At 70.4% G+C, this 19,974-nt stretch carries 14 protein-coding genes and 1 pseudogene; 7 read left to right on the top strand and 8 right to left on the bottom strand.

Going from position 1 to position 19,974, the window contains the following annotated elements:
* Positions 1-96 precede the first annotated feature (96 nt).
* A complete protein-coding gene (locus ACIQ9E_RS12750) occupies positions 97-315 on the top strand; it encodes a hypothetical protein (protein WP_403706116.1) in 219 nt (72 codons plus the stop codon).
* A gap of 118 nt (positions 316-433) precedes the next feature.
* The gene (locus tag ACIQ9E_RS12745) at positions 434-1,585 is read left to right on the top strand and encodes an ADP-ribosylglycohydrolase family protein (protein ID WP_403706114.1); all 1,152 of its coding nucleotides are present in this window, start codon (positions 434-436) and stop codon (positions 1,583-1,585) included.
* Position 1,586: 1 nt separating this feature from the next.
* Here the strand turns inward: ACIQ9E_RS12745 and ACIQ9E_RS12740 are convergent, their stop codons facing one another.
* From ACIQ9E_RS12740 to ACIQ9E_RS12730, 3 genes are all read right to left on the bottom strand, one after another.
* Positions 1,587-3,527, bottom strand: a complete 1,941-nt coding sequence (locus ACIQ9E_RS12740; protein ID WP_403706112.1) for a protein-arginine deiminase domain-containing protein — start codon at positions 3,525-3,527, stop codon at positions 1,587-1,589.
* A gap of 227 nt (positions 3,528-3,754) precedes the next feature.
* Positions 3,755-4,279, bottom strand: a complete 525-nt coding sequence (locus ACIQ9E_RS12735; RefSeq protein WP_403706110.1) for a hypothetical protein — start codon at positions 4,277-4,279, stop codon at positions 3,755-3,757.
* Positions 4,280-4,366: 87 nt separating this feature from the next.
* Entirely contained in the window at positions 4,367-4,813 is a 447-nt protein-coding gene (locus ACIQ9E_RS12730) for an NADAR family protein (RefSeq protein WP_403706109.1), read from the bottom strand.
* Between the two features lie 326 nt (positions 4,814-5,139).
* Here ACIQ9E_RS12730 and ACIQ9E_RS12725 point away from each other — a divergent pair, with 326 nt between their 5' ends.
* Positions 5,140-5,652 carry a hypothetical protein gene (locus ACIQ9E_RS12725; protein ID WP_403706107.1) on the top strand — a complete coding sequence of 171 codons (513 nt, stop codon included), beginning with the start codon at positions 5,140-5,142 and terminating at the stop codon, positions 5,650-5,652.
* A 235-nt stretch (positions 5,653-5,887) separates the two neighbouring features.
* Positions 5,888-6,232, top strand: a complete 345-nt coding sequence (locus tag ACIQ9E_RS12720) for a hypothetical protein (RefSeq protein ID WP_403706105.1) — start codon at positions 5,888-5,890, stop codon at positions 6,230-6,232.
* 13 nt (positions 6,233-6,245) lie between these two features.
* Here ACIQ9E_RS12720 and ACIQ9E_RS12715 read toward each other — a convergent pair whose 3' ends face one another.
* Positions 6,246-7,148 carry a DUF4232 domain-containing protein gene (locus ACIQ9E_RS12715; RefSeq protein ID WP_403706103.1) on the bottom strand — a complete coding sequence of 301 codons (903 nt, stop codon included), beginning with the start codon at positions 7,146-7,148 and terminating at the stop codon, positions 6,246-6,248.
* Positions 7,149-7,283: 135 nt separating this feature from the next.
* Between ACIQ9E_RS12715 and ACIQ9E_RS12710 the strand changes: the two are divergent.
* A pseudogene (locus ACIQ9E_RS12710) lies at positions 7,284-7,379 on the top strand (IS5/IS1182 family transposase); the annotation flags it as partial.
* 12 nt (positions 7,380-7,391) lie between these two features.
* Here ACIQ9E_RS12710 and ACIQ9E_RS12705 read toward each other — a convergent pair.
* The 4 genes from ACIQ9E_RS12705 to ACIQ9E_RS12690 form a co-directional block, all read right to left on the bottom strand.
* Positions 7,392-13,487 (bottom strand): hypothetical protein, encoded by a 6,096-nt coding sequence (locus tag ACIQ9E_RS12705; RefSeq protein WP_403706102.1) that lies wholly within the window; start codon positions 13,485-13,487, stop codon positions 7,392-7,394.
* A 272-nt stretch (positions 13,488-13,759) separates the two neighbouring features.
* Positions 13,760-14,398 (bottom strand): hypothetical protein, encoded by a 639-nt coding sequence (locus ACIQ9E_RS12700; RefSeq protein WP_403706100.1) that lies wholly within the window; start codon positions 14,396-14,398, stop codon positions 13,760-13,762.
* Positions 14,399-14,466: 68 nt separating this feature from the next.
* Entirely contained in the window at positions 14,467-15,726 is a 1,260-nt protein-coding gene (locus tag ACIQ9E_RS12695; RefSeq protein WP_403706098.1) for an ATP-binding protein, read from the bottom strand.
* A gap of 69 nt (positions 15,727-15,795) precedes the next feature.
* Positions 15,796-16,470: a response regulator transcription factor gene (locus tag ACIQ9E_RS12690; RefSeq protein ID WP_403706096.1), complete on the bottom strand. Its 675-nt coding sequence runs from the start codon at positions 16,468-16,470 to the stop codon at positions 15,796-15,798.
* 146 nt (positions 16,471-16,616) lie between these two features.
* On the opposite strand from ACIQ9E_RS12690, the gene ACIQ9E_RS12685 reads away from it, so the two are divergent.
* Both ACIQ9E_RS12685 and ACIQ9E_RS12680 read left to right on the top strand, forming a co-directional pair.
* Entirely contained in the window at positions 16,617-17,054 is a 438-nt protein-coding gene (locus tag ACIQ9E_RS12685) for a hypothetical protein (protein WP_403706094.1), read from the top strand.
* Between the two features lie 304 nt (positions 17,055-17,358).
* On the top strand, positions 17,359-19,773 hold the full coding sequence (locus tag ACIQ9E_RS12680; protein WP_403706092.1) for an ATP-binding cassette domain-containing protein: 2,415 nt from the start codon (positions 17,359-17,361) through the stop codon (positions 19,771-19,773).
* Positions 19,774-19,974: the final 201 nt, after the last annotated feature.

Genomic DNA, 19,974 nt, shown 5'->3' with positions numbered 1-19,974 from the left:
CCGCTGCCGGCTTCCGGGCCCGGTCGGTCACCCCTGCCGCCGTCCGGGGCCGGCTGGAAGACTGGGGTCCACCAGCGGGCGGGAAGGCAGTGGTGCATGAGGGAGCGAGTGGGCGTCGAACCGGCGGAGGAGGCGGGGGCCGCCCTCGACCGGGCGCTGCACGGCCTGGGCCGTACCGCGGAGGCTGCGGAGGACCTGGCGCGGGCCGTCGAACTCGATCCGTCCGTCCCGGCGGATCCGGTGCCGGCCGCCGTACCGGAAGCGCACTCGCCGAGTCAGGGGCTCACGGATGCGAGCGGGGGCTCGGGGACGTGAGCCGGATCCCTCCGCCGCCTGCCGGGCGGTGCGTTCGATTACAGTGCTGGGCCGGGCGGGCCGTCAATGGGGACGGCCGTACGGGACCGATCGCGGGCGACGTCGGAGGGGGCGCGGAGTGAGCGCAGCGGCCACGGGCGTCTGGGGACGCGCCGAACAGCAGGACTTCCGCTCCCGGGTGCGCGGCGCCCTGCTCGGTGCCGCTGTCGGGGACGCGTTCGGCGCGGGTGCCGGCGCGGCGGCCACGGCAGCAACGGCGGCTACGGCGGCGGTAGGCGAGGCCCCCGGCGCGGACGGGGTCACCGGCCCGGACGGGGTCACCGAACTCGTTCCGGCGCACGGCCGGCGGGGCGCGGTGACCGCCGTGACGCAGCTGACCCTGTTCACCGTGGACGGGCTGATCCGGGCGCAGGTCCGCCGGGACACCGGCGCCTGGCATCCGCCGACCGACGTCCACCGCGCCTATCTGCGCTGGGCGGCCACCCAGCGCGACTGGGGGCCCGACGAACGCCGCAAGGACAACGGGTGGCTGGCGTGCGAGGAGTGGCTCTACGTCCGCCGGGACGCCGACAGGGCGAGCCTCCTCGGTCTCGCCGACTCCGCCATGGGCACCCTGGACGCCCCGAAGAATCCCGCTGCGGGCGACGGCGGGGCGCTGGCCCGTTCGGCGCCGTTCGGTCTGCTGGTGGGCTGGGAGCCGCAGCTCGTCTGCCAGTTGGCGGTCGAGTGCGCGGCCCAGACCCACGGCGCTCCCGCCGCCTGTGTCGCTGCGGGCGCTTTCGCGGTGATCGTCCACGGGCTGGCCCGCGGCGGGACGCTGGAGTCCGCCGTCCACCGCGCCCTCGAACTGATCGCGCCGCGCCCCGGCCACGAGCCCGTCACCGACGGTTTGCAGGGCGCGCTCGATGCCGTACGCCAGGGAGTCCCCGGCCCGGAACGCGTCGCGGCCCTCGGCGACGCGCACCGTGCCGAAGGCGCTCTGGCGGTTGCCGTCTACGCCTCCCTGGTGGCCGAGGACATCCGTCACGGCCTGCGCCTGGCGGCCAACCATGAGGGCCCGTCCGCCACGACCGCGTCCCTGACCGGCGCCCTGCTGGGTGCCCTGCACGGCGAGACGGCCCTCCCCCCGGCCTGGCTGGCCGAGCTGGAGGGCCGTCCGACGGTGCTGGAGCTGGCCGACGACTTCGCGATGGAGATGACGCAGGGTCCGGCGCTGCACAGCCCCACGCACTCGTCACCGGGCTGGCTGGCCCGCTACCCGCGCGCCTGAGTCAGCGGCGCCACCAGGCGGCTGAGGTGTCGCGCAGGGTGTTGGTGCCGCAGTGCACCTCGCCGCTGCCCAGGTGGTACGGGTAGTAGTCGTCGATGTACGAGATCTTCATCCCGGCCCCGCTGTAGGCGGCGGAGACGGCGGTGGTGAAGATGTCCTTGCCGCCGATGACGGGACCCCACTGCTTGGGCGCCAGGTAGCGGTCCTTGCCGAGCAGCAGACCGTTTACGGCGCCGGGCACATAGGCGCTGGTCGGCTCGGGTGCCGCGGCGGAGCGGCGGGCGGTCGCGGCGCCTTCCCGGGCGGCGGCGGGCAGGGCGGCGCTCCGCTGGTCGTGCCGGCGGGCGCTGTCGGACGCGCCGGGGGACGCGCCCAGCCGGGACAGGCGGCCGGCTTCGGCGCCCCACTTGCCGGCGCGGCTGAACAGGGCCGGGACGCGGACGATCTCGGCGTCGGTGATCCCGGTCTCGCGCTTGAGGACCTCGACGTTCTCCGCGATCTTCCGGGCGGCGAGTCCGTTGTCCTCACGGAGCTGCTTCGAGGCGAGCACCTGGTCGATGCTGTCCTTCGGCGAGGGGTAGCGGCTGCGTTCGGGCCGGGAGAACATCCGGGTCCCGCCGTGCCCGGCCTGCTGGGCGTCCTTCAGCAGCTTCGTCCCCAGCTCCGGGTCGGCTACCGCCATCCGCCAGCCGCGCGGCGTGTCCGCGGGCAGGAACTGCACGAACTCGTCGACATGGCCGACGTGCAGCCAGCCGGTGTCCAGCAGCAGCGGGCTCTGCATGCCCTGCGACGCGAGCATCGTCCGCATCGACTTGGCGGGCTTGGCCCGCTCCTGCCGGTTCTCGCCCATGATGATCCGCCCGGCGGGGAACGACTTGCCGTTGTGGGTGTGCGGCGGGATGGTCTCCAGGTTGCCCATGGAGTTGAGCGTGGGCTCGTACGGGTCGGTCAGGCTGCCGCCGGGGAGCTGGACCCCGCCGACACCGGGTCCGCGCAGATGGGTGAAGACCTGGCGGCCCGCGGGCCGCCACGACTGGGCGGAGCGGATCATGACCCGTATCGCCTGGGGACGCCCCCTGGGGCCCGTCATGCTGGTGTAGCCGGGTTCCAGGAAGTCCTGGGTCCAGATGTCGTCGTCACCGTCGAGGATCTTCATCCCGGGCAGCTTGGCGGCCTGGTTGTGGCCCGCCAGGTCCTGGACGAACTTCTGCTGGGCCTTGGAGTCGGCGTCCTTGCCCTTGACCCGGGTCACCAGGACCCGCTGGGTCTTCTGGGCATGGTGGTGCGTCAGCAGCGGGGCGACCCGGAGGGTGACATCGTCGGTGGCGCTCTTCCCGCCGGAGACGACGGTCAGCCGGACGACGGCCCGGCCGTCCCACACGGCCCGGTCGCGGATGATGTCGCGGCCCTCGATGCCCAGCTCCACTCCGGCGCGCAGCTCGGCGGCGGTCAGCTTCGTCCCGGGCGTGACGGGGCTCCACTTCCCGGCCCTCTTGATGTGGAGCCGGGTGTACTCGGCCCCGGTCACGATCCGGACCCCGCCGGTCGCCCCCTTGGCCGGATTCCTGACGGGTACGGTACGCAGCCGGGCGAGGTCGTCGGCGTCGGCGGCCCCGTTGATCACGGTGTCGGCGGCGTCGTTGCAGCGCGCGAGCTGGGCGTCGGAGAGCTTCTTGCCCTTCGGCCCGGTGGTCGGACAGCGTTTGGTGTCGTCGTCGATATTGGGCAGGAAGACCGCGCCGCGGGCGGTGGACCAGGTGTCCTCGCCCGCGGTGTCGGTGGTGCCGGTGGTGTCCACGGTGCCGTTGCGGTCGACGTCGGCCCGGAGATCGGCGGCCGGCGGAGCGGCGGCGTGGACGGGCGAAGCGAGAATGCCTGTGGTCAGCAGGGCGGTGGCCGCGGAGACGACGAGTGCGGCTCGTCCGGCGGTGGGGATGCGCACGGGGGGTGTGTCCCTTCGTGGTGCTGCATGGTCACCGAGAAGGACGGGACACCCGTGCCGAAGCGTTGCTTCTGGGGCGAACGGGGCTGAAACCAGGCGCCACCTGTCCGGTTTACCGGGCGTTCGCCGGATATTCCCTTACCGGGAGGGGTGTTCATCCCGGCCCAGCCCGACCGGGCAGAAGGCCCCGGAGCGGAGGCTTTACGCCGTGCCCCCGCCGTCACCCGTCACCCCTCTCTGTCGGCCTTCAGGGCAGCAAGCCGGATCGCCCACTCGCGTTCGGCGACGCCGAAGCCGCGCTCCAGCGTCTCGACGAACGAAGCCCGGCTCACCGAGACCACCGCCGACGCCCGCGGAGCCGTCTGGCCGAGTACCCGGCAGGCGAGATGGATTCGGTCCCCGTCGGGGAAGGCGAACGCGAGCACGTCGTCGGTGCACTCGCCCCATTCCAGGATCTCGCAGTTCGCGTACTCGGCACCGGTCGCGTCTCCGGTACCGGCGTCGCCGTAACTCCAGACCGCCTCCGCGAGACGGAAGGCCTCGGACGGCGAACCGAACCCCACCGGTGGCGCGGCCGGTCTACGGAACCGCCGCAGCTCGTCTCCGAGCTTCTTGACCAGCAGGGGTGGATAGAACGCGTTGTCCCAGGAGTTCACATGGAGCCCGCCGACGAAGATATCGAGGCACAGCAGCCCGGGATCCCGTTCGAGATGGAATTCCAGGCCGAACCCGGCCCGCGACCCCAGCAGCACGACGCCCCTCCCCCACTGACGCTACGCCTGTCCCCGGCACCCTAAGGCCCCGGGCCCCTGCGCTTCCCGGAACGGCCCTGCCCTCCTTCACCCTTCTTCGGCACGGAGCCGGCTGCGGGTGCGCATCAGGATCCGGCCGAGCATGTTCTTCCCGGTCCCGGTCCTGCCGCGGCCCCAGTAGTGGTCGGTGCCGGTGTCCTCGACGATCTCCTGGTCTCCGGTGGACAGCAGGATGCCGCGGATATCGGCGTGCGCCCGGAACTTGGCGGCCACGGCCCGCCGCATCACGTCGTCCTTGACCCGCTCCCAGTCCCGCCGCAGCGGCCGGGACGGATCACGCCCCAACTCGGCGGCGCGCAGCGGCGTACGGGCCCGGCGGACGAGATCCGCATGGCGGGTGCCGATGAATTTCTGGGCCTGGAAGTAATGCTCCGAGGTCGGCCACACCTGCCCGTCGAGTTCCAGTCCGTGCGCGGAGAAGTTGGAGAAGCAGCCGTACGGGACTTCGTCGGCGCCGTAGAAGTAGATCGTCATCCAGGCCTCGTCGCGGTTGCGGGAACGGCACGGTCCCAGGGGCCGGGCCGCCGCCGCAACCGGATTTGCCCGCTGCGGCCGGTCGCGGCGCCGGACCGCTCGTCCGGGCCCCGGCCCCCTCACGCCCCGCTCGTCCGGGCCGCGCTCGTACGGGCCCCCGGGCCCCCTCGGGCCCTGGGCTTCCGAAGCTTCCCGGCGGGACGGGACCGCTGCCTCAGGTGCCCGGGACACCGGGACCGCCAGCATGGGACATGTCAACGACCACCGCAGGGGCCGGGTCCACGACGGGCCCGGCCGCCCCTGCGTGGATTTCACGGGGAGGACATATGTCCGGCACCTTACGCCGACGGGCCACGGTCGGCGCGATCAGCCTGATCCTGGCCGTACCGCTGGGCCTCACGGCCCCCGCCGCCGGGGCCGCCGAGAAGCCGGCGAAGAGCACCACCGCGGCCATGACCGTCGCGCAGGCCCGGCAGGACTACGGCAGCCTCAACGGTCTCCGGCTGCAGAACGTCGACACAACCAGTGGCGTCTGGGTCGTCATCGACGGCAAGCGCCACGGAGTCCCCGACATGTGGACGTACAACAACCTGTTCGGGAACTGGAAGATTGTGACGCTGTACGACCTCTACAACATCCCGTACGGCGGGCATCTCACCCACGATGCCCATCTGATCACTTCGCCGTCCTCGGACACGGTCTGGCTGCTCAACAACGGCCAGAAGCGGGGGATCACGGGCCGGGCCTTCACCAAGTACGAGTTCGACGGGACCAAGATCCAGTCGGTGCGTGACATCGTGCTCGGAGCGATCCCGCAGGGCCCGAACATCGACCTCTGACGCCGTGCGCGGGCGGGGGCGCCCCGGCGCCGGGTGCCCCCACGCCGTAGCGGCAGATCGCCATCCGGGCCTCGCCGCAGTTGCGGGACCCGCACGGCCCCGGGGCACCGGACCGCACCCGCGTCGGGTTTCCTTCGGGCCGGTACGTGACGGAGCCCGGGAGCATGTCCAGCTCCCGGGCTCCAGCTTGCCACCCATTTGCGCACACCGGCGGCGTTGAAGACCGCGGGTCATATTGAGATCGACGTGTTCTGCCTTTGAACTACGCGAGAGCGTCCTGCTGTTCGGCAACCACCGCGAGGTGTGGTTCCAGGTCAACCGCGGCCCGGTGGTGACCGGCCGGTCCCGGCTGACCCGGCACCGGCTGGTCACCGGCCGTTTGCAGGGCAACCTGTTCGGGGCGGAGCGCGGACTCACCGCGGGAAGCGCGGCATTCCCCGACCGTCTTGACGCGGTCGATGGCACCTCGCCCGAGGCGCGGGCGTACCGGCGGTACGCGGCCGGACTGCGCAGCCCCCTTCCCCTGCGCGCGGGGCGGCCGGTCCGCCCCGCCTTCGGCACCGGGACCCGGCGGCGGTGAGGGTACGGAGCCGTCAGCGCCGCTCTTTCTCCCAGGCGGCCACACCCAGCTTCCCGGTGGTCCCGAGGTCCAGCTCGGGGATCAGCATCACCGGACCAGCGCCCGGCTTCGCTACGAGCCGTACATAGGGCCCGTTCGCCGCCTCGCCGAAGCCCTCGTGCTTGTTCCGCCACATCAGACTGCTCCGGGCCGCCTCGCCCGGAGCAAGGCTGAGCCGGCGCGGGCTCGCGGTGCCGAGGCCGGACGAGATCTCCGCGCCGCCGCGCAGCATCCGGATCCCGTCGAGCGGCCGGTGCTGCTCGTCCAGGGGCGTCACCCGGGGATAACCGTCGAGTGCGTACGGCCGGGTGCCGCAGTTCTCCAGCCGTACGCCGACGGCCCGCAGCCCCATCGCCGCCTCCCCCTGGTCCGTCGTCACGCGCACACCGGACCGGGGGCAGGGGCCGGGCGGTGAGCCCAGTTCGTCCACGGGGACGCTCCGCACCGTGAGGATCTTCACCCCGGCCGTCCCGGGGATGTCCGAGCCGGGCGCCGGGGTGGCAGTGGCACTGCTCCTGACGGTGCCGCCGCCCGGTACGGAGGCCACCACTACCGGGGCGCTCTCGTACGGCTTTCCGGCCGAGTCCGTCACCGAGAACGTCACGGTGTAGGCGTACGGCTCCTTCTTGGGACTGGTCACCTCGAAGGCGACGGACGCCACCCCGGACGAACAGCCGGGCGTGCTCGCCCCGAGGCCCGCGGTGCCGGTGATCCTGACGCCGTCCTTCGCCTCTCCGATCGGCGGGCCCGCCTCCCGGCACTTCTCCGGCTCCTCCCCCGCTCGGGCCGGAGCGGTGTCGGTGCCGCAACCACTCAGCAGGAGGGCACCCGTGCAGAGGGCGGCGGCCAGGGGCAGTGGGGTACGGGAACGACGCATCGGGCCACCTCAGCAGTGCGGGCCGCGGCGGCGCTATGACCGGCGCCACATCACCGTGCCATGGGGCGCTGTCGCCCCGGACCGGCAGCGGACCGGCGGCCGACCGTCAGCGCCTCCCGCCGGCCCGATCCCATACGACTCCGCGTCCGCCGGGAACGACGGGCCGCCACCCATGAAGCCTTCCTCGAACTCGCCTGCTGCCCGATCACCCGCCGGCAGATCAACTCACTGTGTCAGGCGTTCTTAGATCTGACTCTGCATCAAGATGTCCACTTGCTTTTTGACGTCGGTGCCACCCTGGAACATATGCTTCATTTCCGGAGAAATCACGGGCCTGAAATTGTTCTCCAGAAGCAGCCTCGGCAGAATAACATGAACATTCAGCCTGCGGTTTCCATCGCCGAACGGATGCATGATCTGAAGCTTGGTGACGACTCTGGCAATCGCCGCCATTTTCGCCCGGTCGTCCACTGCCGCATCGATCTCCTTGCCATAGTCCGCGAAGATGGCATTCAGCAGATCCGACCATTCCTCCGGCTTGTAATTCGTTGTAATCAACTCATCACTGTTGCCGAAGCGGCTCGGCATACGGAGAACGGAGACCGGCTTCGGAGCGTCCGCCTTCTGATTCCAGTCGTACTTTTTGAAGTCGAGCAGAAGCTTCCGCCCGAGAATCGTCATCTTATCCGTATCTTCACTCATCTCCTTCGCACGCAGCGGGAACATCGTCGCCGGAGATGCCTGCGTTCTCTTCGGGGGCTTGGTCAGATTCTCCACTGCTTTGGTATGGAGGCTCTCATAGGTATGCGAATTAAGAACAAAGTCAGGGTTCTCCAGAGCCTCCTTGTATGCCTTGAGCATACCGACCCTGAAACCGGGCGACTGGTCGTTGTCGTAGTAGCTACCAGGGTCTTCCGGGTGTTTCTCTTGCGCCTCTTCGTGATGGACCGGATCGAGGAAGAGCCTCCACCAATCCGACTCCGGGAGGATGTCCGAGAGCTTTCTTGTGACAGGTCCGCCGGAGTTTCCGACAGCAGGAGATCCGTCGGAAACGTCTCCTGCACCGGCCTCGGGGCCGACCGGTGCATCGGGCTGCGGCTCCTGAGTGGCCGGGGGTGAATCCCCGGACAACCTCGGCCGTTGCGGCGGGTCACGATCGTCGTCACCGGTACTGCTGCTGTCACGGGCCCGCTTCTGCGGGGGCTCCGGAAGTGTCCGGGTGTCGTCCGGCTTCGGCTGGGCGCCGAGGTCCACGCCGGAGCCGTCGTTGTTTTCGGGACTGGCGCTCGTGGGGTGGGTCGGAGTGCCGGCGGGCAGGGCGCCGGGGTCCGCCCGGTCCGCGGTGGCCGTCAGGATCTCCGCCTGCCTCGTGAGGCTGGTGCCGCCCTGGCGCAGGGTCCACCGGTCTTCTCGCGGAAGGGCTGCCGAAGGTCTGGGAGTGGCCTCGGGCGGGATCGCACTCGCAGGATGAAGCGGCGGAGAACTGTGCCCGTCGGTGTTGTCGGAGGACCGAGGCGGGGCCGCTTCCTGAGAAGACTCCCGTGTGTGGGTGGGGATGAGCGCGGTGTCGCTGACCTCTTCGATCCTCTTGAGGTAGTCGGCGGGCAGGGCGTCGAGGTCCGCCCGTTCGGCGGTGGCCATCAGGCCGTCCCTCCGGACGCCGCTGAGCCGTTCGTCGCTGCGGAAGACATGGGGGTTCTCGGACTTCCGGCCGTTCCGGGTGTCGAGGTACTCGTCGGGGAGTCCGAGGTAGTGCAGGAGTTCATGGACGAGCGTGCCGTCGTCGTGCCCGAGGTCCCAGCGGATCTGGTTGGCGCGGTCCGGCTTCGGGTTCCGGGTGAGGCTGATGGCTTCGCCGTTGTTGGGATCCGGACGGAACCGGAGCGTGACGCGGAGCTGGTCGCCGGAGGCAGGGAGTTGGTAGCCGCTGTTCACTGTGGAGTCGAGGACGTTCTGGAGCCGGGTCTCCAACGCCTTCAGATCGGTCACGTCGAGGCCGTTGAGCGGCCGGAAGGGCAGGTCGAGCCGGAAGTGGCGGACGGCGCGGTCGCCCCCGAGGTCTTCTCGGCGCACCTGATGCCGGATCAGCGTCGCCGACCCGTCGAGCAATCCGCGCCGCTGGTTGGACTGGACCCGGACCGGGTCGAACCGTTCGGTGCTGACCTTGGCCCAGGCGGCGTCGCCGAATGCCGCCAGTTCCTCCGCCGTTGCGGGCCGGGCGACCCGCCCGGCCGGCACCCGGGGAAGCGACGGGTCCACCGGCGGAGCGGGGCGCTTGCCCGTCGGCAGCGGCGCAGGCGCCGACTCGTCCGGGGAGCGGACGGGCGGCGGGGTGGGGGCCGGGGGAATCGAGGAGGAGGGGGAGGTGAGGGAGGAGGAGGTGAGGAGCTGGTAGGCGAGGGCGGCACGGCCGGGTCCCGCGGACTGCTGGGAGTCGGCGGTGGTCGTGGCGACGGGCTGAGCCGTCGGAGGAACGGGCGTCCTGGCGGGCGCCTGGGGCGTGGAGGGCACGGTCCCGGCCTCGTGGGTGAGGCGGGCAGTGAACGCCGGTGTGGAGTTCGTCCTCAGGGGGCCGTCGCTGGCGGAGTGGATCGGCGCGGCCGGATCCGCCTGATGCGGGGTTGTTCCGGTGTTGGTCGTCGTGGGTGAGGGGACGGCTGCCGAGGTGGTGGGGACCGTCGTGGGGCCGACGGGGGCCCGGCGCGAGGATTCGCGGCGCTGGTAAGCCGTCTCGGCCGCTTCCCGCAGCCTCGTATAGAAGGTGTTCTCCGGGGGGGTCCCCCACATGTGCAGATAGACCAGCATCTGATTGAGGACGGTGTCGTACTCGACCAGCGTGCCGGAGGCATCCCCCGCCGCCTCGTCCCAGCGCTCAAGGCGGGCCCTCTCATCGGGGCTGATCTTGCCCGTCGCCCCGAAGTTGGTGGCGTACCGTGCCAGCTTGTACGGCTGGCTGCCGTAGACCAGCTTCTCCTTGAGCATGTTCTGCTGGAAATCCCCGAACGCCGAATTGTCTTCCCGGGCGCTGTTCAGGGCTGCCAGCGTCTGCTTGCGCTCTGCCGCCAGCTCCTTGACCTGTTGATCGGTCGAGTCGGAGCGCACCAGCTCCATCACCGCGCTACTGCTGAAGGCCCGATGCGCAGCGACATGGGTGAACTCATGTGCCATATGGCCGAGGAGGAAGGAGGTGCCGCCCCTGGCCTGGGTGTCGACATTGAACGAGTACGTCGAAGGTGCACCTGGTATCAGCTTCATCCCGGGGTTGCCGGTCTTCGGATACTCCATCACCGTCACCAGAGGCACCACGTCCATCAGCTCTTGGATGATATTGCGGGTGATCTCGGGCAGTGCCGGATCTTGCTGGAGCACCCTCAGATCCTCGACGTATCCGTCCATCAGAGTCTTGAACTCATCGCCGGTGAGGGCACGGGCAACCCCTTGGGCCTCACTGCCCAGAACACGGTTGTCGAGGTCCGGGTTCTCTCCCCTGCCCAGCGTTCGGTCGGTTTCGGCCAGCAGATCACGGAAGAGCGTGGTGGAGGCCATCTGGGCCTTCTGCGCCTTCGCCTGCTCACTGAGCCGCTGGACACCCAGGGCCCGATTGCTGACAGTGCCCTTGTCGCCCTTGTGGTGGATATAGGAATCGCACTCGCGAACGATGCGGCTGAGGGCCAGCAGCTGGTCCATCGCCCCGGCGTTCCCGAGGCTCTTGAACTGCCTGAGGGCCTCGTCCACCTTGCCGATCTCGGACTTCGACCGGAACCCTGTGGTGGATGTCGCGTCCTGGAACTGCTTCAGGCTCATCACCCCGTCACTGCTCTGCAGCGCGGAAGCGGACGAGGCCCCGCGGGTGTGCTGGGCGCCGGCCCCCTCGTCGGGGTCGTTCTTCGGCGGGCTGAAGCTCGGAGGGAAAAGCGGAGGGGAGACGGATTCCGAGCCGGGCTCGCCGGTTCGGGCTGCCGCAGTCTCCGACGCACTGTCCGGCCGAGGAGACGTGTGCTGGGACATGGTCTCCGTGGTGGTGGCGTCCACCGTCCGCGGCATGGAGGTGTTGTCGGCGTTCCCCCGGCCGGATTCGCTCTTCTGCACGTCCTCGTTCGACACAGTGGCCGGTGTCGTGGTGGAGCGGGAATCCGGTTCGGGCCTGTTGTCGTTCGCGCGCGGTGCCTCGGTGGTGGAGTCGCCGCCCTCCGCCGGCGTGGTGCTCTCCGTGAGGGGAGGGTTGAGCGACTCCGTGTCGTTGGTGGCGTCCACCAGGGTGGACCGGTCCGAGTCGAGGGACTGGTCCTGGTCGGGTGTGGTGCTTTCGGTGGAGAGGGTGGTCGGCTGCTGTCCGTCGGTTTCGGTGTTGGTGGTGGTGCCCGGGGTGTTGCCCGGGGTGTTGCGTGGGGGTGCCTGGTTCGGCGACTGGTTGGTCTGGGTGGACTGGCTGTTCTGGGTGGACTGCTGGTTGGGCTGGTTGGGCGTCTGGGGGGCGGTGGGTGAGGGAGAGCCGGTGGTGGGGACGGGTGCGGTAGTGACGGGAGGCGGCACGCTGCCGTCACCGACGTCGAGGTGGGCGAGATCGCTGCCGTCTCCGTCGTAGGTGAAGTCGTCGTCGATGACGGAGTCGGCGTCCCGGGAGGCGATGGAGGCGGTGTCGCCGTCCTCGTCGTCGTCCAGGGAGGAGAGGGAGGCGGTATCGCTGTCCTCGTCGTCGTCCAGGGGAATGAGGGAGATGGTGTCGCCGTCGTCGCCGTCGGAGGACAGGGTCGCGGTGTCGCCGTTGCCCCCCGCGGGCGCGGTACCAGCGCTGCCGGAAGGTGTGCCGGTGCCTTCGGTGAGCCAGCTCGGGGCTCCCATGCCCAGGTTGCCGCGCAGGCCCATGGCGAGGTTCTCGCCGCCGGTTTCCATCATGGCCCCGAGGCGGCCTTCGGCCATACCGGAAGCGAAGGTCAGGCCGGAGGTCTTGAAGGTGTGCTCGTCGGAGAAGATCAGGTTGTACATGCCCTCCGACACTGCCGCGTGGGCGCCTTCGAAGATGCCCCGGCCGGTGCCCTCGGCGATCTCCCGCATAATGCTGCGGCCCATCGAGTCCGCCGCGCCCTGGCTCAGCACCTTCATGGCATCCGGGCCCAGGTCCTTCGCGATCGGCCCCAGCGCCTTCTCCAGCGCGTCCGGCAGCTCCCGCGTCCCCGTCTTCTCCAGCAGCGCCCGCGCCCAGTCCCGGCCCGCGTCGACCGCGCCGTCCCCGTACTGGCGCCGGAACACCTCCCCCACGTCCTTCACGAACTTGTCCCCCGCCTTCGCCCCGTTCGGGCCGTAGGTGTTCGGCAGGTTCTTCCGGAACGCCTCGCTCATGTCCCGGCCGAAGGAGACCGGGGGCCCGGCATCCGGCTTCTCCGTCTCAGGCCTGCCCTCCCCCGGCTTCGGCCCGGGCTCCGGCACCTCCGCACCCTCCTTCGGCCCGGGAGCGGGGACCTCCGCCTCAGCCTTCGGCTTCGGAGACGGAGAAGGGGAGGGGGACGGGGACGGGACCTCGGTCTCGGTCTTCGGCTTCGGCTTCGGCAACGGAGAAGGGGAAGGGGAAGGGGGCTTCACGTCCGGCACCTTCACCTCCACCTCCGGCCGGTTCTTCGGCGGCGGCACCACACCGTCGATCTTGTTGCCGAGATTCCGCCCCGAGTCCAGCCCGAACATCTTCGCCAGCAGCTTCCCGAACCGGTTGCCCAGCGCGTTGAACGGACCCGCCAGCAGACCCTGCACCATCCCCGACAGCGCCGCGTTCTTCGTGAGATCCGTATCCCACTCGTCCCGCGTCCCCTGGTTCAGCTGAATCCACTGGATCATGGAATCCATCGCCACGCCCATACCGACGTTGATGACCTGATGCGTCAGCAGCGTCACGATCATCCGGCCGATCCACGTCTTCAGGATCATCCGCACAATCGCCTGCTTCTGCAGATACGCACCGATCGACGCACCGAAGAAGAAAGCCGTCGCCGCCGCCACCGCAGCCTCGATCAACAGCGCAATCAACTGCGCGATGATCATGTACTTCGTGTACTGGAGCTGGGTCGCCGACTTCCGCGTGAACTCAGCGACCAACTGCGCCTGGTCACCGACCGCCTTGAAGTAGTCCAGCCCCTCCTGACCACCCAGAAAGGCCTTCATCGCCTCCTGGTACATCTTCGCCGCATCACCGTCGAAATTCTGCTTCGTATAGCCCAGCGCATCGGCGACCATCGCCTGAAACGTCGTATTCAGCTTCCCGTGCAGATCGTTGTGCACCTCGGCGAGGGCAAACAGCTTGTCCTCGTCGCCGTCCGGCGGAACCTCACCCGTCAGAATCGCAAACAACCAGGCACACTCAGGAGGAAAGTGGATGGCCAAGAGTCTGTGCCTGTTCTGCTCGTTCACGGTGCGGGGCGGTGCAGTACGCGGCGGTGCAGTACGCGGCGGTGCGGGCAACGATCCTACGGCTCCCCCCGGCGGACCGGGCCTGCCGTCCAGCCGTCGAGCGCACCAACCGGAACGTTTCCGCCCGGATAGATGTGATGCGGACTCAGATGGTTGAGTGCCGAACCCGATTGGCCGGACATGACCGCTTCGAGGATCCGGGGCGGCAAGGCTCAGCCGCGGCAGACGGCCGGGTCGAACAGGACGGCCGAATCCCCGACGGGCCTGTCGGGGGCTCCATAGCCGGTCAGGGTGAGGAAGTCCGCCTCGACCGGCGTCAGTTCCGCGTTCAGCTCGTCGAGTGAGTAAGTGTCGACGAAACGGGCCCGGGCCCCGGTGACGAGCAGGACCGCGAGGGGCTGGTGGCCGGGCATCGGGAGGCCGGGGTCGAGATCGCCGCCCCAGTACAGGACCGGCGCCTCGGTGCCGCGGTGTGCGAAACGGCCCGCGCCGGCCAGCATCAGGAGCTGGGTCTGGGTGCTGGTCGCCTCCCCGTGGTAGTCGTACAGATAGACCTCAAGCGCCTCGTCACGGTGGCGCAGCAGGTCGCCGCCGTCCATGCCGCGCGGGGCGAGCAGTTGTCGGGGGGTCTTGGCCCGGTCGGCGCGGATCGCGGCCACCGCCTGCGGGTAGTGGGCGGCGATTCCGGCCAGGTCCCAGTCCGGATCGGTGCCGTCCGCGGCCCACCCGGTGTACATCGCGGACGGGTTCTCGATGATGCCGAGGCCCGGCAGGGGCGTCCTCAGCCACTCGTCGAAGCCGTCCCGGGACATCGGTATCCGTGCCGCCAGCATGAACGAACGAGCGCCCATCGAATGCCTCCTCGCGAGAACAGTGCCTCGCACGATAGCCCGGCCCGGTCGTGCTGACCGGGGTGGTGTCAGTGGGGCGACGGCGGCGCCTTGGGCAGGCGCAGCACCAGGCGTGCGCCGCCCCAGGTGTTCCCGGGGGCTCGGGCGGTGAGGGTGCCGCCGTGCGCGGTGGCGATGGAGCGGGCGATGGCCAGGCCGAGGCCGGTGCCGCCGTCCCGGCGGGTGCGGGCGTCGTCGAGGCGGGTGAAGCGGTCGAAGACGCGCTCCCGGTCCTCGGCCGGGATTCCGGGGCCGTCGTCGGTGACTTCCAGAACCACGCCGTCGCCTTGGGTGGTGATCCGGATCCGGACGCCGGTGGCCGCGTGGCGGCGGGCGTTCTCCGTCAGGTTGGTGAGCAGCCGGGTCAGCTGGGCGGCGTTGCCGTGTACGGGCGCGGGGCCGGGGGCATCGAGGTCCAGGGGCGGGCCGGTGCCCGGCCCGCGGGCCAGGTCCTGGGCGAGGAGTGTGAGGTCGACCCGCCGGTGGTGCGGTTCGTGGTGGGCGTCCAGCCGGGCCAGGAGCAGGAGGTCGCCGACGAGGTCCTGGAGGCGGCCGGTGTCTTCGAGGGCTTCGGCGGCGACCCGGGGCCAGTTCGCGCTGTCGGGGCGGGCCAGGGCGAGTTCGAGGCGGGTGCGGAGGACGGTGAGCGGACTGCGCAGTTCGTGGGAGACGTCGCCGGTGAAGGTACGCAGCCGGGTCACGGCACGGTCCAGGCGGTCCAGGGTGTGGTTGAGGGTGGTGGCCAGGCAGGAGATCTCGTCCCGGACCGCCGGTACCGGGAGACGCCGGTGCAGATCGTTGGCGGTGATCTCGGCGGCCTCGCGGCGCAGCGCCTCGACCGGGGCCAGGGACCGGCCCACCGTGACCCAGGTCAGCAGCGCCCCGAGCAGCGCGGTCAGCAGCACACCGGCTGCCAGGAGGACCAGCATGCCGTGCAGGGTGTCCTGGGCGGCGGTGAAGTCGACCGGGCTCCGGACCAGGTAGCGGCCGTCCGCCGAGGACGAGTACGCCGTGGTTCCCCCGGTGGCCTTCGGCTCCGGGGACGGTCCGGGGGCGGTGTCCGGAACCGGGACCAGCTCCACGACGGCTTCGCTCACCTCGATGCCGTCACCGGTGTACGTACCGGCGCCGTCCCTGCCCGCGTGGTCCAGCAGCGCCGCCGCCTGGTCGGCCTGCCGCTGTGAGGAGTCGCGGGCCGACTGCCACAGGTCCGCGCGTACGGTGGCGACCAGGACCGCCGCCCCCGCGGCCAGCGCGACGGTCAGCACCGCCGCCACGGCGAGGGTCATCCGTCCCCGTACGGTGGACGGCCCGATGCGGCGCGGGCACCGGAGAGAAGCGAACACGGCCATCGGTCCTCAGTCTTCGGAGGAGAGCCGGTAGCCGGCGCCCCGGACGGTACGGATGCTCCTGCGTCCGAACGGTGTGTCGATCTTCCGGCGCAGTGCGCTGACGTACACCTCCACGATGTTCAGGTCGCCGTCGTAGTACTCGTCCCATACGCGTTCCGCGATCTCGGTCTTCGTGACGATCTCGTCGGCCCGCTCGGCCAGGCAGGCCAGTACCGCGAATTCTTTGGCGGTCAGTACGACTTCGTCCGGGCCGCGCCGGCAGCGCAGCGACAGCGGCTCGACGCGCAGATCCCCCACCTGGAGCGCCGCGGTCGCGCGGCGCCCGGAGCGGCGGACCAAGGCCTTGAGACGGGCGGTGAGCACCACGAAGGAGAAGGGTTTGGACAGATAGTCGTCCGCACCCGTCTCCAGCCCCTCGGCCAGGTCGTACTCCCCGTCCTTGGCGGTGAGCATCAGCACCGGCGTGCCGCTGCCCGCCGCGCGCAGCTTGGCGCAGACGGCATAGCCGTTGAGGCCCGGCAGCATCACGTCCAGCACGATCACGTCGTACGTTCCCGACAGCGCGCGCCGCAGCCCCCGGCGCCCGTCGGGGACCCAGTCCACCTCGAAGCCCTCGCCGGCCAGCCCCTGGCGGAGCAGGGCCGCCAGGCGGGCGTCGTCTTCCACCATCAGCATGCGCATGGGGTGCAGCCTGCCCCATCGCCGCAGGTAACGGCGTCCGCGCTGAAGCCCGCTTCAGGATTTCAGCGTGTCCTCAGAGGCCCCCTGCGACGGTTTGGCCCATCGCCACCGCGGTTCGAGCGGTGGCCGGACCGGAAGGACATCCTGTGCGTCAGTCCAAGACCGTCAAGCGGGCCGTGATCATCGGTGCCACCGCTCTGCTGGGCATCACCGCCGCCGTCGGCGCCGCCCAGGCCAACGGCGCCGGAAGCACCGGCGCAACGGAGCCCGCGCCCGCGGCCACCGTGCAGCACTCGGGCAACGGCTCCGGCGCCTCCGCCGAGGTGGTCGACCCGCGTACCGGCGAGCGCACCGGCCTGCCCGTCAGGGTGATCGGCACACCGGGCGGTGGCGAGGACCCGGTCTTCTGCTACGACCCGGGCCGTGGCAAGGCGCCGACCTCCGTGACCTTCGTGTCCGCCGGCGTCGGCGAGCAGGGTCTGAAGACCTCCACCCAGCCGGTCGGCAAGGCAGCGGCCAAGGGCAAGAGCGGCGACCGGCCGGGCTTCTGCTTCGAGCCCGTCGAGCCCGCTCCCGGGAAGTAGCCGACCGCCCGATCCGCACGGGCCGTCCCGCTCTCCGGGCGGGACGGCCCCCGGCGGCTGGGTACGCCGGGGGCCCGTCCGCGACCGTGCGGGTCCCGCCCCCCGGGCCCACCGCCCCCGCCGGAGGCGATCCGTCAGGATTCGAGAAGCCCTGCGGCTCCCCGCTCGCCTACCGTGGGGAGCACCCGGAAACCCCACCCCGTGATCAAGATTGTCACTGTTTGAACGAATTGATACGGGTTGCGATACTGGGACGCCGCACCCGCGGGCCCGGCCCCGGCCCCGGACCCGTAGGGAGATGGACATGACCAAGGCAGCCAGGTCACGGCGGCCCGCCGCCGCGCCCGCCGCCCCGCACGCCGCCGACAGCCATGAGCTGATCCGCGTGCACGGCGCCCGTGAGAACAACCTCAAGGACGTCAGCATCGAGATCCCGAAACGCCGGCTCACGGTGTTCACGGGCGTTTCGGGGTCCGGCAAAAGCTCCCTGGTCTTCGACACGATCGCCGCCGAATCGCAGCGGCTGATCAACGAGACGTACAGCTCCTTCGTCCAGGGCTTCATGCCGACGCCCGGCCGCCCCGAGGTCGATGTGCTCGACGGGCTGACCACGGCGATCATCGTGGACCAGGCGCGGATGGGCGCCGACCCCCGCTCCACGGTCGGGACCGCGACCGACGCCAACGCCATGCTGCGGATCCTCTTCAGCCGGCTCGGCAAACCGCATATCGGCCCGCCGAGCGCCTACGCCTTCAATGTGCCGTCGGTACGGGCCAGCGGGGCGATCACCGTCGAGCGCGGCAACCAGAGGACGGTGAAGGCGACCTTCAACCGCACGGGCGGCATGTGCCCCCGCTGCGAGGGCCGGGGCTCGGTCTCGGACATCGACCTCTCGCAGCTGTACGACGACTCGAAGTCGATCTCGGAGGGCGCGTTCACCATCCCGGGCTGGAAGTCCGACAGCTTCTGGACCGTACGGCTGTACGCGGAGTCCGGTTTCCTGGACCCGGACAAGCCGATCCGGAAGTTCACCAAGCGCGAGATGCAGGACTTCCTCTACCGGGAGCCGACGAAGGTCAAGGTGGAGGGCGTCAACCTCACCTACGAGGGCCTGATTCCCAAGATCCAGAAGTCGTTCCTGTCGAAGGACAAGGAGGCGATGCAGCCGCATATCCGCGAGTTCGTGGAGCGCGCCGTCACCTTCACGGCCTGCCCCGACTGCGACGGGACCCGGCTCAGCGAGGGCGCCCGGTCCTCGAAGATCAAACGGATCAGCATCGCCGACGCCTGCGGAATGCAGATCAGCGACCTGGCGGAGTGGGTGCGGGGCCTCAAGGAGCCGTCGGTGGCGCCGCTGCTCACCGCGCTCCGGCGGACCCTGGACTCCTTCGTGGAGATCGGGCTCGGCTATCTCGCGCTGGACCGGCCCGCCGGCACCCTCTCCGGCGGCGAGGCGCAGCGGGTGAAGATGATCCGGCACCTCGGTTCGTCGCTCACGGATGTGACGTACGTCTTCGACGAGCCGTCCGCCGGACTGCACCCCCATGACGTCCAGCGGATGAACGGCCTGCTGCTGCGGCTGCGCGACAAGGGCAACACGGTGCTCGTGGTGGAGCACAAGCCGGAGCTGATCGCGATCGCCGACCATATCGTCGACCTCGGCCCCGGCGCCGGTACGGAGGGCGGCACGGTCTGCTACGAGGGGTCTCTGGAGGGCCTGCGGGCGGCCGGTACGGTCACCGGGCGCCATCTCGACGACCGGGCGAAGGTCAAGGAGTCCGTACGGAAGCCGACCGGCGCGCTGGAGATCCGCGGCGCGACGGCGAACAATCTGCGGAAGGTGGACGTCGATCTTCCGCTGGGCGTGCTCACGGTCGTCACCGGAGTCGCCGGGTCGGGCAAGAGTTCGCTGGTCCACGGGTCGATTCCGGCCGGTGCGGATGTGGTGTCGGTCGACCAGAGCCCGATCCGCGGTTCCCGGCGCAGCAATCCGGCGACGTACACCGGTCTGCTGGACCCGATCCGGAAGGCGTTCGCGAAGGTCAACGGCGTGAAGCCGGGGCTGTTCAGCGCCAATTCGGAGGGTGCCTGCCCGACCTGCAGCGGCGCGGGCGTGATCTACACGGATCTGGCGGTGATGGCCGGGGTCGCGGTCCTCTGCGAGGACTGCGAGGGGCGGCGGTTCCAGGCCTCGGTGCTGGAGTACAAGCTCGGCGGCCGGGACATCAGCGAGGTGCTGGCGATGCCGGTGGCCGAGGCGGAGGAGTTCTTCGGCGGCGCGGGCGGCGGCGGGGGCGAGGCGCATATCCCGGCGGCGCACCGGATCCTGGGCCGGCTCTCGGACGTCGGGCTGGGGTACCTCACCCTGGGGCAGCCGCTGACCACGCTCTCGGGTGGTGAGCGGCAGCGGCTGAAGCTGGCGACGCATATGGCGGACAAGGGCGGGGTGTACGTCCTCGACGAGCCGACGACCGGTCTCCATCTGGCCGATGTGGAGCAGTTGCTGGGGCTGCTGGACCGGCTGGTCGACTCGGGGAAGTCGGTGATCGTCGTGGAGCACCACCAGGCGGTGATGGCGCATGCGGACTGGATCGTGGATCTGGGGCCGGGTGCCGGTCACGACGGCGGAAAGGTCGTCTTCGAGGGCACCCCGGCGGAGCTGGTCGCGGCCCGTTCGACGCTGACGGGCGAGCATCTCGCGGAGTACGTCGGCGGATGAGCGGACCAGTCCGGCGGAACGCGACGGGGGTGCGTTCCGCCGGGCGGAAACGGCGCAGGGTCCGGGAGGCCCTGCGCCGCACCCGGGCCCCTAGGTCCTGTCCGGGCGATCTTCGAGGATCAGCCCGCGGCGTCAGATGCGGTGCATCGCAAGGCGGAGGATCGTCCTCGTACTGGACGTACTTGGATGACTCCGACAACG

This window comes from Streptomyces sp. NPDC094448 (genome assembly GCF_044763775.1).
GTDB lineage: Bacteria > Actinomycetota > Actinomycetes > Streptomycetales > Streptomycetaceae > Streptomyces.
This window is presented reverse-complemented; position numbering and strand designations above follow the sequence as displayed.

What these genes read in the sequence shown, in the direction of transcription:
- ACIQ9E_RS12750 (WP_403706116.1), top strand. Translation starts at nt 97, where the DNA reads ATGAGGGAGCGAGTGGGCGTCGAACCGGCGGAGGAGGCGGGGGCCGCC.
- ACIQ9E_RS12730 (WP_403706109.1), bottom strand. Translation starts at nt 4,813, where the DNA reads ATGACGATCTACTTCTACGGCGCCGACGAAGTCCCGTACGGCTGCTTC.
- ACIQ9E_RS12725 (WP_403706107.1), top strand. Translation starts at nt 5,140, where the DNA reads ATGTCCGGCACCTTACGCCGACGGGCCACGGTCGGCGCGATCAGCCTG.
- ACIQ9E_RS12715 (WP_403706103.1), bottom strand. Translation starts at nt 7,148, where the DNA reads ATGCGTCGTTCCCGTACCCCACTGCCCCTGGCCGCCGCCCTCTGCACG.
- ACIQ9E_RS12700 (WP_403706100.1), bottom strand. Translation starts at nt 14,398, where the DNA reads ATGGGCGCTCGTTCGTTCATGCTGGCGGCACGGATACCGATGTCCCGG.
- ACIQ9E_RS12695 (WP_403706098.1), bottom strand. Translation starts at nt 15,726, where the DNA reads ATGACCCTCGCCGTGGCGGCGGTGCTGACCGTCGCGCTGGCCGCGGGG.
- ACIQ9E_RS12690 (WP_403706096.1), bottom strand. Translation starts at nt 16,470, where the DNA reads ATGCGCATGCTGATGGTGGAAGACGACGCCCGCCTGGCGGCCCTGCTC.
- ACIQ9E_RS12680 (WP_403706092.1), top strand. Translation starts at nt 17,359, where the DNA reads ATGACCAAGGCAGCCAGGTCACGGCGGCCCGCCGCCGCGCCCGCCGCC.